Annotated in this window: 10 protein-coding genes; 5 read left to right on the top strand and 5 right to left on the bottom strand. The window is 64.3% G+C overall.

Features of this window, described 5'->3' with window-relative positions:
• The first annotated feature begins 206 nt into the window (after positions 1-206).
• Positions 207-1511 carry an outer membrane protein transport protein gene (locus tag Q1A36_RS12615; protein WP_299844429.1) on the top strand — a complete coding sequence of 435 codons (1305 nt, stop codon included), beginning with the start codon at positions 207-209 and terminating at the stop codon, positions 1509-1511.
• Between the two features lie 28 nt (positions 1512-1539).
• On the opposite strand, the gene Q1A36_RS12610 is transcribed toward Q1A36_RS12615, so the two are convergent.
• Positions 1540-2085 (bottom strand): hypothetical protein, encoded by a 546-nt coding sequence (locus tag Q1A36_RS12610; protein ID WP_299844426.1) that lies wholly within the window; start codon positions 2083-2085, stop codon positions 1540-1542.
• Positions 2086-2208: 123 nt separating this feature from the next.
• Here Q1A36_RS12610 and Q1A36_RS12605 point away from each other — a divergent pair, with 123 nt between their 5' ends.
• The gene (locus Q1A36_RS12605; protein WP_299844423.1) at positions 2209-3354 is read left to right on the top strand and encodes a patatin-like phospholipase family protein; all 1146 of its coding nucleotides are present in this window, start codon (positions 2209-2211) and stop codon (positions 3352-3354) included.
• Positions 3355-3366: 12 nt separating this feature from the next.
• Positions 3367-4902: a TRAFs-binding domain-containing protein gene (locus Q1A36_RS12600; protein ID WP_299844421.1), complete on the top strand. Its 1536-nt coding sequence runs from the start codon at positions 3367-3369 to the stop codon at positions 4900-4902.
• A gap of 7 nt (positions 4903-4909) precedes the next feature.
• Here the strand turns inward: Q1A36_RS12600 and Q1A36_RS12595 are convergent, their stop codons facing one another.
• The 4 genes from Q1A36_RS12595 to Q1A36_RS12580 are packed head-to-tail and all read right to left on the bottom strand — an operon-like array spanning position 4910 to position 9677.
• Positions 4910-6262, bottom strand: a complete 1353-nt coding sequence (locus tag Q1A36_RS12595) for a cytochrome P450 (protein WP_299844418.1) — start codon at positions 6260-6262, stop codon at positions 4910-4912.
• A 22-nt stretch (positions 6263-6284) separates the two neighbouring features.
• Entirely contained in the window at positions 6285-7961 is a 1677-nt protein-coding gene (locus tag Q1A36_RS12590) for a peroxidase (RefSeq protein ID WP_299844415.1), read from the bottom strand.
• Between the two features lie 15 nt (positions 7962-7976).
• Complete coding sequence (locus Q1A36_RS12585; RefSeq protein WP_299844412.1) at positions 7977-8999, bottom strand: hypothetical protein; 1023 nt, start codon at positions 8997-8999, stop codon at positions 7977-7979.
• 24 nt (positions 9000-9023) lie between these two features.
• Positions 9024-9677, bottom strand: coding sequence for a hypothetical protein (locus tag Q1A36_RS12580; protein ID WP_299844410.1), 654 nt, complete (start codon positions 9675-9677; stop codon positions 9024-9026).
• A gap of 530 nt (positions 9678-10207) precedes the next feature.
• Between Q1A36_RS12580 and Q1A36_RS12575 the strand changes: the two genes are divergently transcribed.
• Together Q1A36_RS12575 and Q1A36_RS12570 are read left to right on the top strand one after the other, a co-directional pair.
• Positions 10208-12508, top strand: a complete 2301-nt coding sequence (locus Q1A36_RS12575; protein ID WP_299844407.1) for a phage tail sheath C-terminal domain-containing protein — start codon at positions 10208-10210, stop codon at positions 12506-12508.
• Positions 12509-12526: 18 nt separating this feature from the next.
• Positions 12527-13039 (top strand): phage tail protein, encoded by a 513-nt coding sequence (locus Q1A36_RS12570; protein ID WP_299844404.1) that lies wholly within the window; start codon positions 12527-12529, stop codon positions 13037-13039.
• Positions 13040-13067 lie beyond the last annotated feature (28 nt).

Below are 13067 nucleotides of genomic sequence, written 5' to 3'. Positions count from 1 at the left end.
AGACCTCGATCCTCTGGCCTGGTTGAAAAAGCAAATTGTCATAGGTGGTTAGCGATTCGCATTGCCGATTGCCGCAGGTGCCGGGCGAGGGCGCAGGTGGTGTTTCGCGGGTAGAACCCATCCGCCCGGTCAACCGGCGGACATGGGCGGCGCGGGCAAGGATCGCTGACATGAAACGGCAATGACATACTGAAAGGGCTGCAAGCATGTGTTTCCGTCGTTTTTCCCTCTGCTCGACCGCTATCATCCTTGGGTTGTGTCCTCTGACGGTTTCGGCCAATGGCTATCAAAACCTTCATCAAAGCGCGCAGGGGCTGGGAACGGCCTATGCCGCAAATGGCACATCGATCGACGACATTTCCGCGATTTATTCGAACCCGGCCTCGCTGACGCGTTTTCCGGGCACGCATGGATCCTTCGGGCTGACCTATATCATGCCCCGCGATACATTCGAGAACCTCTCGGCCACCGCGCTTGGTGGCGCGCCAGTGACCGACGGCTCGCCCGCTGTGCCCTCGCAATTTCTCGACAATACCGTTTCGGGCTATTGGTATCTGGGCCGCCAGCTGAGCGACCAGCTGTATTTCGGCCTCTCTTTCAACGCGCCCTGGGCGACGGAATCCGATTACACAGACACGGCCGCCTCGCGCTATACCGCCACGACCACTGCGCTGACCGCCTATAACCTCAGCCCGATGCTGGCCTATAAGGTGAATGACCGACTCAGCGTCGCGGCGGCGCTGAACATCCAGTATTACACCTCGGAATTTGCCACCAACCTGGCCCTGAACCCCGCAGCGCCCTCGGCCGCCACCGATGCCTCGGCCGATTTCGAGGGCAATGATCTGGCTTTCGGTGTGACCCTTGGCGTCGAGTACCAGGCGAATGACCAGTGGCGCTATGGCCTCTCCTACCGCTCGAAGATCGATCACGGCTTTGACGGGGAAGTGGTGCTGTCGGGGCCGGACGCGACCATGGGCGCGCTGGCGCTGGCCGGGATCTCAGCCGAAGGCAGCGCCAGATACGACATCGCCACGCCCTGGATGCTGCAACTGGGCACGCATGGCCAGTTGACCGACAAGCTCGAGGTCTATGGCTCGGCCACGCTGACCGGCTGGAGCGCCTTTAAGGATACCGTCATCGAGACCTCGAATATCGGCACCCTGCGGGTCCGGAATGGCTGGGACGATGCCTGGTATATCGCCGTCGGCATGGGCTACCAGGTCACGCCCGAGACCAAGATCTTCGGCGGCATCGCCTATGACGAGACCCCGACGCCCACCGAGGTGCGCAATCCCCGCGCCCCCAATGCCGACCGCTACTATGTCGCGCTTGGCGTGGCGCATGAGTTTCGCCCCGGGCGGACGATCAAGCTGGGCTGGTCGCATACCTTCTTTGACGATGCGCCGATCCGGCTGACGGATGAGAACAACCCGGGGCGCGGCACGCTGAACGGCGATATCAAGATCGACGCCGATATCATCATGGCGCAATATATCCACGAGTTCTGATCCCGTGGACCGGCAAGGCGGCAGGCGCTCAGAGGCCGGCCGGGTCGATGACGACCCGATGCCGCCAGCCTTCCGTCGCCTCGGCGATCTCGGCGGTGCCGCCCTTGCCGTCGGGATCGCGCCCGTCCCAGAGAATCAGCGCATAGGGGTCATCACCCCCGGCGGCTTTCCGGGCCTCGGCCAGCATCCGCGCGTTATTGGCGACGAAGGGATGGGCGCCGTCATCCGCCTCCGGTCCCTCGGCCGGGCAGTCATCAAGCAGCCCGAAGAACCGCGCCTCCCAATCAGAGTCGAGTTCGTCGGGCAGGCGCACCGAGGCCTCCAGAAAGGCCGCAACCGGCAGCGGCAGGAACAGCGACACCCGCGCGCCGAGCGCAAGGCACTGTTCGGCGAAGATGATATCCCCGCCGCGCGCCGCACCGCAGATGCCGGTATCACCGGGTCCGACCTGCCAGTCTTGCAGCGCGGACCGGATCGCGGTGCGGACCTGCGGCTCGAGCCAGGCCGGAAAGCGCGGTTCGGGCCGGTTCGGCCCGTCGGTCATATGCCCACTAAAAAGAATGATCTTGCCCAATCCGATGACCTTTCCCTGCCGCATCGCCGGGGAGACCCTGTTTCATCGCCCCAGCGGCGTCAACCGCCTTACCCAAGCATCCCTGCCGGGCCGATCATGGCCGGCGTTGAAAGGACCAGAGACATGTCGAATGACCTGAACGCCCATCTGTTCGGCCCCGGCCCCAAGCGGATTCTGGCGTTGGATGGCGGCGGCATTCGCGGCATCCTGACGCTGCAGATGCTGCGCAAGATCGAGGCGCTGGTGCGGGAACGCAGTGGCAATCCCGATGCGGTGCTGGCGGATTATTTCGACCTGATCGGCGGCACCTCGACCGGCGCTATCATCGCCGCCGCGCTGGCGCTTGGCTGGCCGGTCGAGCGGGTCGATGCGATCTACAAGGAATTCGGTCGCGACATCTTCACCTCGAGCATGTTCCGCAAGGGTCTGCTGCGCCCGAAATTCTCGGCCAAGGCCATCCGCGAGGGGCTGGAGCGCGAGTTCAAGGATATCTGCCTTGGCGGACCCGAGCTGAAGACCGGCCTTGCCGTGGTGGTGAAGCGGCTGGATACCGGCAGCCCCTGGGTGATCCACAATTGCCCGAAAGGCACCTATTTCAACCAGCGCGAGGGCACCGGCTCGATCGCGAACAAGGATTTCCTGCTGCGCGAAGTGGTCCGGGCCAGCGCCGCCGCGCCGACCTATTTCGAGCCCGAGCGTATCCGCGTCTCGGCCGATCTTGAGGGGGCTTTCGTCGATGGCGGGGTCAGCCCGCATAACAACCCGGCGCTGCAACTCTTGATGCTGGCGGCGTTGAAACGGCACGGGCTCGACTGGCCGACGGGCAGCGACAAGCTGCTGATCGTCTCGCTGGGGACCGGCACCAAGACCGTCGCGCTGGACCAGGAGAAGGTGATGATGATGCCCGCCGCCGAACTGGGCGTGCGCGGGCTGACCTCGCTGATGGACGATGCGGCGGCGCTGAACGAGCTGTTGCTGCAATGGATGTCCGACAGCCCGACCGCGCGCGAGATCGACAGCGAGATCGGCGACCTGAAAGAGGATCTTCTGGGTGGGGGCAATCCGCTCTTGACCTATCTGCGCTACAATGTGGAATTCGATCAGGACTGGCTGAAACAGCGGCTGGACCTCGATTTCACCAGCGACCAGCTCGACTCGCTGGCGCAGATGGACAAGCCCGAGAACATGGATCAGCTGATCCAGATCGGGAAAGCTGCCACCGCGCTGATCGATCCGGCGCATTTCGACGCCAAGTTCGACATCGCCTGAGCGGGGGCCAAGATGACCGACCCGCAGCTGACCTGCTTCGTCGTTACCGGCTTTGGCCGCAAGACCGACTATCCCACCGGCCGGGTGCTGAACCTTGACCAGACCTTCCGACAACTGGTGCAGCCGGCCTGCGATCTGGCCGGGATCAACGCGTTTCGCGCCATCGATGCCAATCTGACCGGCCAGATCGATGCGGTCATGTATCGCTGGATCTTTCAGGCCGATCTGGTGATTGCGGACCTGTCGACGCTGAATCCGAACGTGTTTTACGAGCTGGGGGTGCGTCATGCGCAACGCCCGAACACCACGGTCATCATCGCGGAAAGCCTGCTGCTGCAGCGCATACCCTTTGATCTCAGCTCCTTCGTGATCCACCAATACGCCCATGGCGGGGATCAGATCGATGCCGAGGAACAGGCGCGCTTCGTGCCCTATCTGGCCGATCTTCTGCGCAAGATCGCCTCGGTCGAGGACCGGCGCCGCGCCGCTGCGCCGGGGCTTCAGGCGGAATCCGACAGCCCGGTCTTCAAGTCGCTGATCGGCATGACCCCGCCCGCCTATGCCGCCGACAGCTTCATCCTGCCGCCCGACTATGTGGACCCCGCCGCGCGCCAGCAGGCCGCGCCGGTCAGCGGTCCGAACCTTGCGGCGATGATGGACCGGGCCGAGGCGGCGATCCGGGCCAAGGATTTCGCGACGGCGATTGAGGAACTGCGGCAGGCGATGGCGATGCAGGCCGGGCCGGATGGCAGCCGGAAACCCGACCTGTTTCTGGTGCAGCGGCTGGCGCTGGCGATCTACAAGGCCGGCGAGGCGAAGGACGCAAACGGTCAGATCGACCGGAACCGCGCGCTGGCGGCGCTGACCGAGGCCGAGGCTTTGCTGGAAGCCCATGCCGCCCCGCGCCTCTCGACCGCGCCGGAGACGCTTGGGCTGTCGGGCGCGATCAGCAAGCGGCTTTATGATCTGACCGGTGACGCGGGCGATCTGGACCGGGCGATCCGCTTTTATGAGCGCGGCTTCCACATCGCGCAGAATTACTACAACGGCATCAATCTGGCCTTTCTCTACACGCTGAAAGCCAGTCTGACCGAGGATGATACCGATGCCATCGTCAGCCATGGTTACGCCAATATCGTCCGCCGTCAGGTGGCCGAGATCTGCGAGGGGCTGATCGGGGATGAGGATGGCTTTGCCAAACGCGGCGACCGGGAATGGGTCTATCTGACGCTGGCCGAGGCCTATCAGGGCATGGGCCGCAGCGGTGACGAGGCGCGGCTGGACCGCAAGATCGAAAGCACCGCCAGCCCCTTCGCCCGTGCCAGCCGAGATGAACAGCGGCAAAAGCTGGCCGCCGCGTTGGATGCCTATGAACAGGCGACGCCCACGGCTGCGCGGCTGCGGGCGGCCTCGGCGGCTGAAATGCCGCCGGTCTCAGCCCATCGCGCGGAAACCGGGCCGGACGGGCTGATCACCATCCGCCCGGTGCTGGAACCGGGCCGGGCGGTTCGCTCGGTCGATCTCAGCCTGCATATCGATTACGACTGAGTTCCGATCAGCGGTCGAACTCGACATGGAAATGTTGCGGATGGGGCGTCGGGCCGGTGTCGATCCGGCCTGCCGCACCCGGCGCGCGGCGCAGGTTCTTCTGTGCCAGCACCGGCTTCAGCACCGCCGGGATCACCGCCTCGTTGATGGCCGCGCCAAAGCAGGTATGCATCCCATAGCCCCAGATGATGTAGGTCTCGAACCGCCGGTCGGTGCGGAACTCGTTCGGCGCCTCGACGGCATAGCGGTCGAACATCGCCGAGGCCGTGGCGGCAAAGACCATCTGGCCCTTCGCCACCTTCACCTCGCGCAGCGTGTCGCGGGCAATGACCGTATCCCGTGCCGCGCGGCGATAGATGACCGGGTTATGCGGGGTGAAGCGCAGCGCCTCCCAGATGTAGTTAGCCAGCAGCGCGTCATCACCCGCAACCGCAGCCTGATGCGCACGGGCCAGCATGTCGGGCCGGTTCAACAGCTCGTCCATTGCATAGCAGGAGGCCTTGGAGATCGTCGGGATCGCGCCGATCAGGAGGCCCAGCAGGTTGTTCCTGATGCCCAGATCGCTCATCCCCGGCGTATCGGCGGATTGCAGCGCAAGGCAGCGGTTCAGGATGTCGGGCGTATCGCTGGGGCTGGCCTTGCGGGCGGCGATGGCACCGTCGAGATAGTCGCGCATCCCCTTGGCCGCCGCCATGGCGCGGCGGTCGAGGTCGGGATCGGCGGGCAAGTCCTCGAAGAGATACCAGAAAAGGATGGTGGTCCATTCCTTCATCGTCGCCGCATCCGGGCCGCCCACGCCGAAATAGCGGTCGGTCATGTCCCAGGGGACCTGCAGCCCCAGCTGCGCCGGCAGGTCCAGCTTGCCATTGCTGGCCGCGACCAGTTCGCCGGCCAGTTCGGTGGCGCGGGGCAAGACGATCTCGGCCACATCGGTCCGCCGCGCGGCAAGGCGCATGGCCGAGGTGTCGCGGGTATAGTCCCAGCCCGGCTGCATCCCGAGAAAGAAGTTCTCGCCATCCGTCAGCTTGCGCATCCGGCTGCCATAGACGACCTCGAAATCCTCGTTGCGGTTCAGCACGTCGAGGCAGTCGTCGCTGCGCGTCACGATCACCGTGCCGCTATTGTCATAGGCTTTCACCAGCTGCTTCTTCAGCGACAGGTTCGGCCAGAAGGCGCGCAACACCTGGAACACCTTGCGCTGGGTGGCCGGTTGTTTGAAGGTTTCGGCCAGCTTGGCCTTGCCGCCCATCGCGGTCTTCGCGCCGAGAGCCAGCACCTGCACCAGCCCCCACAGCCCCTCGAGCCAGACGGTCAGCACCGCGAGGGGCGTCATGACCGCATTGCGAATGGCAGAAATCATGCCCGTCTCCTCTTGGGGGGCTTCAGGTCGGGTCGATGATGCCCATCGCCATCATCCTCAGCGATGTCAGCGAGGGGACGAAGAAGTAATCCCCGCCCCGGCATTCCACGAAGGTCCTGAGCTTGCTCATGATGAAGGGCGGCTTGCCCGAGGCCGGGTCGGACTGGATCGAGAAGCGCTTGTGCTGGTGGTGATTGCCCAGCATCGGGCAGGTGTCATTGCCCTGATGGAAATCCAGCCCGTATTGGATCCATTGCTGCTGCACGAATTCGAACTGCCGCTGCAGGCTGGCGCACATCGAGATCATCGCCACGCCCTGTTCGGTCTCGTCGGTCTTCTCTGCCCCCGGCGGCGGGCCATAGGGCAGGCCGCGGCGCAGGATGCGGCGGCGCTTGTTCAGCCCGTGGGTGGCATTCGGATTGGCGAACTGGCAGCCGGTCGCCGGGTCGATGCCGGTCTGGTTCAGCGGGTCCATGTAGTCGCGGGTGTTCATCCGCCGGATATGCGCACCAAGCGGGGTCTTGTAGCCCAGCATGTCATCGGCATAGCGGAAATTCGACGCCTCGGGCGAGCGGATGTAGTTCAGCTTGTTCCACAGCGCCTGAACCGGGTCGGCGACGTTGAAGCCCAGCTTCTCGCTCATCGCCTGCCATTCGGCATAGGTCGGCGCCTGCGCCAAGGGCACGCCATCCGACCAGCGCCCGCACATCTTGGCGCGCAGGGTCTCGCGTGCCTCGGGCTCGTCGATGGCCTGTAGCTTGGCATAGGTCCGCGCCTCTTCCGCCACCACCGCCTCGAACGAGGCGACGTTCTGGTGCAGCTTGCGATAGGCCATGAAGGTGCCATTGGCCATGAATTCCCAGGGCCGGGCGATGGGCGGCAGCTCCTGGCTTTCATCGGGATGGCCAAGGACGAACTCGCCCGGCTCGATCGGCTGCCAGCCGGTCCTGGCATTCATCCATTTGCCGGTGCCGATGACCGCGTCCTTCGCTTCGGCATCGCTCAACTGCCCGCGAAAGACCGGGTCGCCGATGGCATCGGTAAAGCCGAAATGCTCGTTCGGCGTCGGGATCAGCTTGTCGCCGCGCTGGACGAAAAGAACCGAGCCCTCCTGGTATTCCTGATCGCCCGCCCGGCCGTTATGGGGGATGATGCGGACCCCGCCGGCCAGATGGTCGCAAAGATCGCGCAGCCACTGGCTTTCCTTCTCCAGCTCGTCCACCGGCTCGGCCTTGCCCAACTCCTTCAGCTGGGCGTTGAACGACACCCAGATATGCACATTGTCATTGCCGATATCGCCGTCACCGATGCGGTTCTGCTGCCAGATCGGGTCCCAATGCGCGTCCCAGCCCCGCGCCTCGGCCTCGGTCTTGCCGGGGTCGCGGTCGCCCAAGAGGAAGGCCCGGTCGCGCATCCCCGAGATGAACTCTTCCGGCATGTCGCGCAGGGTGCGCTGCGGCACCAGAAGCTTGTAGAGGCCGAAGAAGGTGAAGCCGATATTCACCGTGCAGCGCGGCTTGGTGGCCTCGGTCCAGGTCGCGCCGGTCGTCACCTTCTTGCGCACGGCATCGACGAATTGCCGGCCCTTGCCGGGGTCCTGGATGTTCAGGAAGAAGGATCGCGAGAAGGGAAAGGCATAGCGCCCATAGGCGCGGGTCACATTGCCCTGTATGTCGTCCAGGTCCAGGCTGCGTTGCATAGGCGAGGTCCAGTCTTAGAGGGTGATGCCGCCCTCGGCCCTGATCGAGATCACGCCGGGGGTCTGGGTCGGGGACATCTTGTTCTCGGGTCGGTGCCGGGCGAGGTAGTCGCCAAAGGCGCGGTGCAGCTCGTCGGGCTCGGACGCCTGATGGTCGATGACGAAATCCGAGAAGGTCTGCTGCACGTAGAGCCCCTTCAGCACCGAGGGCAGGTCGTCATGCTTGGCCGGTGCCAGGGGCTTTGCGCCGTTCCTCAGCGCGTAGCCGATGGCCAGCAGCGCCACGACCGCCGTCACCACGGCGGCAATCACGAAGGTCCAGAAGGTACTGAACCCCAGCATCGGCAGGTGCAGCATCCCGAAGATGCGCAACAGCAGCGACAGGACGGCAATCGCCGCCGGCACCAGGACCGCGCCCAGGAGCAGCTTGGTGTTCAGCTGGTTGAACTTCGGCAGGTCGAGGTAATAGTCGTGGAAGGGCATGGTGGTCTCGACATGGCATTTGTCGAGATAGGCGGCGAAATCATCCGCCGTCTTCACGCCCTCGAAGCCGACGCAGTTCTGGTAGATGTTCTGCAGCTCGTCTCCCATCGTGTCCCACAGCTTGCGCGCATAAGAGGCACGGACTGCCTTTTGCTGCGCCTTGGTCAGGTTGTGGGGCAGGGGGTCGCCGTCATTCACGATGGCATCGACCTCGGCGCAGAAGACGAGGTAGGCGGTGCTCAGCTGGTCGATGGGCAGCGGGTCCACCGGGTCGATGCCCTTGGCCGTGGCCACCAGCGGGTTCTGGGGGTTGCGGCCGTTATAGACGATATCGCTCAGCACGAACATGCGCGCGAGATGGGTGCGCCGGTTGCGCGCCAACGGGCTGTTGATGCCGATGCCCTGCGTCGCCGGAGATTGCAGCGCGGTGGGTAGCTGCGCCAGCGCGATCCGCACCCGCTGTTCGTGCGAGATGCCGGTGCCGCTGTCGGAATTCACGCCCTTGATCGGGGCGAGCGTGGTCAGGAAGATGTGCCCGCTGTCGAGATCCGCCATGTCAAAGCCCCTGCACGTGGTTGCTCATGCGCCGTAGCTATCATCGCTGCGATAGGCGCCGCGGTTGATATCGGCGCGCTCGGTATCGAGGCTGGCCACCGGGCCAAGCCCCGGCTCGCCCAGGGAATGCTGGATCTTGAACATGGCGGCGCGATAGGTCTTGGCGAAGTCCTCGGGTGTCTGGGTCTTGTGAGCCTCGGCCAATTCCAGAACCGCGTCATAAACGCGCAGCCCCGCCTTCACGTCGCGCTGCGCCGAGCCCGGAGTCGCGTTATAGTAGAAATCAGTATTGATCTGATTATAGGTGATATAGCGTTTGAAATCGGTGATCGGAATCGATTGCGGATATTTTGTCGCAGAGTACCAGAACAGGTTCAGCCCCTTGGGGATGCCATCGGAAAACGCGTCGATATATTGATCCCAGGTGCCGTTGAAGTTCGAGCAGAACAGGACATAGTCGTTTTTCAGGTTCTGCTTGCCCTGCCCGAGATCGGGCCAGTCCTTTGGGCGGATGATGACCCACCGGGCGAAGTGGATGATGGAAAGCCCCAGAAGTCCAAGTAAATTTCGTGGCAGGCCGCGCGCCGCCATGAACAGCAGCCGGTTGGTCCAGGTGATTCTGGGGCTGCTCGGCGTGATGACGTTCATGGCATAGGCTTTACCAGCAATGTTCGACATGAACGTCCCCTGCGTGGAATTTACGACCTTTGATCGGGCCGGATTCACCTTTTTGCGGTGATTAAGTCATTGTAATTAACGTAAGGTAAACCGTCAATGGTCTAGCCCGTCAGGATTGTGCAGTCTGTGCAATACTCGCGTTGAATGGGGCGCAGGTCTGATACAACCTATGGTAATTGAACAAATCAATCGGTCCGGCCAGAACAACCGGGACGGCGCTGCGCGCTGCAGTTGTGACCTATCCCGTTAATTCCCTTGACTCGAATCGTCATTTTCTTGACCATCCGCTCGGAATTGCCCCTGATTTTACACCCGCTCGCGCAGTCACGGACCCGGAACCCTTTGCGGAAGCTCCGGCAGTGGCTTCTCGATCTGTGGGATCAGGGTGGTTTGGGTAGACAGCAGTCCCCGGTTGCCGCGTTGATCCGCTTTCGCATCCAGAACTTGTCTCGACAACCGGGCGGGCCGGATCGGCGCTGACGGTGCCTTTGCTTGCACATGCTGCACTTCACAGGACGGGAGTCACGAAGATGGCCGTATCCGTTTCCTATCCCGGGGTTTACATCCAAGAGGTGCCAAGCGGGTCGCGCGCGATTGCCGCGGTGCCGACCTCGATTGCGGCCTTCGTCGGCTATACCGCCCGCGGCCCGGTCGACGAGGCAAGGCAGGTGTTCAGCTTCGCCGATTTCGAGCGCGCTTTCGGCGGCCTCGATCTCGACAGCGACCTGTCCTATGCGGTCAGCCATTTCTTCCTGAACGGCGGCGGCACGGCCTGGATCGTCCGGGTGGCCGAGGGGGCGCAGGCGGCATCGGTCAGCCTCGAGGCGGCGAACGGGTCGGCGACGCTGGTGGCCGAGGCGTCGAGCGAGGGGGTCTGGGGCAAAAACCTGATCCTCTCGGTCGATTACGCCACTGCCGATCCGGTCAACAGCTTCAACCTGACGGTCACGGAACTGGGCGAGCGGAACGGGCGGCTGGTAGCGCTGCGGACCGAGACCCATCGGAACCTGTCGATGAACGACCTCGCACCGACCTATGCCATCGCCGCCGTCAACGCCGCCTCGGACCTGATCCGGCTGACCGATGGCGGGCTGGCGGGCACGATCAATGCCAGTTCCACCAGCGGCGAGACGCTGGCCAATGGCGACGTGACCGGGCTGACCGCCGATACGCGGCGGCTGAATGTCTCGATCGATGGCGGGCCTTCGACCGAGATCCGGCTGTTCGACGGGGCGAATGATCTGGCCGATGTGGCGGCGCTGCGCGCGCGGCTGGAACAGCGGATCAACGCCATCGATGGCGTGGCCGGGGTGACGGTGACGAATACTGCCGGCGTGCTGTCGGTCGTCTCGGGCAGCAGCGGGCGGCAATCCTCGGTCGTCCTGCGCAATGCCGCCAGCCAGAACGCGGCAGCGCTGCTGGGCTTTGGCACGGTCAATCGCGGGCGCGAGATCGCCGGGGCGCGCGAGATCCGGCCGGTGGCCAGCGGCACGACGGGCGACCGCATCCCCGATTTCTCGGCGCTCGGCCTCAGCCTGAATGACCCGGTGAACATCCATCTGGTGAACCTGACGGCAGCGGGCGCGGTTTCGGGCGCGGCGATTGCCACGGTGACGGTGCTGCTCAATCCGGTGCCCGCCTCGCTTGGCGCGGCGCGGGCGCAGATCCAGGCCGGGCTCGCGGCCAGCGGCCAACAGGGATTTTCCGGCGCGCGGGTCGAGATCGTGGACGATACGCTGGTCCTCATCCCGGCTCAGGCCTCGGTGCCGGGGCAGGGCTTCGACTGCGACGGCGCAGGCGCGGCGGAACTGGGCCTGACCGGCGGGGCGGCGGCGCCCGACAATACCTTCATCCGCAACATCGCCGCGTGGCAGCCGGGCATCGGTCTGTCCGCCGGGTCGCAGCAGGCGGGAACGCCCGGCAGCGACGGCGCGCCGCCGGCCGCCGACGCCACCTTCATCGGGAACCGCGCGGCCAAGACCGGCACCTTCGCGCTGGAAGATGCCGATCTCTTCAACATCCTGCTTTACCCCGGCACCCATTCCCTCCCGGTTCTCGCGGCGGGCGTCGCCTACGCCGAGGAACGCCGGTCGATGATCATCGTCGATATCGACCCCAATGTGGACACATTGACCGAGGCGAGGGACTGGGTGAATGATGCGGCGAATACCTCGCTGAAATCGACCAACGCGGTGGCCTATTTCCCCCGCATCCGCCTGTCCGATCCGTTGCAGAACGGGCGGTTGCGGTCCTTCCCGAATTCCGGGCTGATGGCCGGGCTCTGGGCGCGGACCGATGGGGCGCGCGGGATCTGGAAGGCACCCGCCGGGATCGAGGCGGGGCTGCGGGGCGTGCAGGCGCTGGATTATGTGCTGACCGATCAGGAAAACGGTGTGCTGAACCCGTTGGGGCTGAACTGCATCCGCAGCTTCCCGGTCTTCGGCACGGTCAGCTGGGGCGCTCGCACGCTCGTTGGCGCCGACGCGCGGGCGAGCGAGTGGAAATATGTCCCGGTGCGGCGCGTGGCGCTGTTCATCGAGGAAAGCCTCTATCGCGGCACGCAATTCGCGGTGTTCGAACCCAATGACGAACCGCTCTGGGCGCAGATCCGGCTGGCGGTCGGGTCCTTCCTGCAGAACATGTTCCGACAGGGGGCCTTTCAGGGCGCCACCCCGCGCGAGGCCTTCTTCGTGAAATGCGATTCCAGCACCACGACCCAGGCCGATATCGATCTGGGCATCGTCAACATCCATGTCGGCTTCGCGCCGCTGAAGCCGGCGGAGTTTGTCGTCATCTCGATCCAGCAGATTGCTGGGCAAAGCCAAGTCTAGCGCGAAGGAGCAGGTCACATGGCCGAATTCAGCGTCAATACGCAGCGCTTCGACCCCTATAAGAACTTCAAGTTCCGGGTCCGCTGGGATGCCCGCTTCGTCGCCGGCATTTCCAAGGTCAGTGCCTTGAAGCGCACGACCGAGGTGGTGGAACACCGGGTCGGCGGCGATCCCTCGACCGGGCGCAAGTCGCCGGGACGGTCCAAGTTCGAGCCGATCACGCTGGAACGCGGCGTGACCCATGACCCGGAATTCGAGGCCTGGGCGAACAAGGTCTGGTCCTTCGGTGCGGGTCTGGGGGCAGAAAGCTCGCTCAGCAACTTCCGCAAGGACATCATCCTCGAGATGTATAACGAGGCCGGGCAGCTGGCGATCGCCTACAAGATCTATCGCTGCTGGGTGTCGGAATATCAGGCCCTGCCGGAACTGGACAGCAACGCCAATGCCATCGCCATCCAGAGCCTGAAGCTGGAAAACGAGGGCTGGGAACGCGACGTGGACGTGCAGGAACCGGCCGAACCGGCCTTCTGACGCCGCCCGTTGGGGGCGGCGGTTTGAT

This window comes from uncultured Paracoccus sp., from assembly GCF_947487305.1.
Lineage (GTDB): Bacteria > Pseudomonadota > Alphaproteobacteria > Rhodobacterales > Rhodobacteraceae > Paracoccus.
This window is presented reverse-complemented; position numbering and strand designations above follow the sequence as displayed.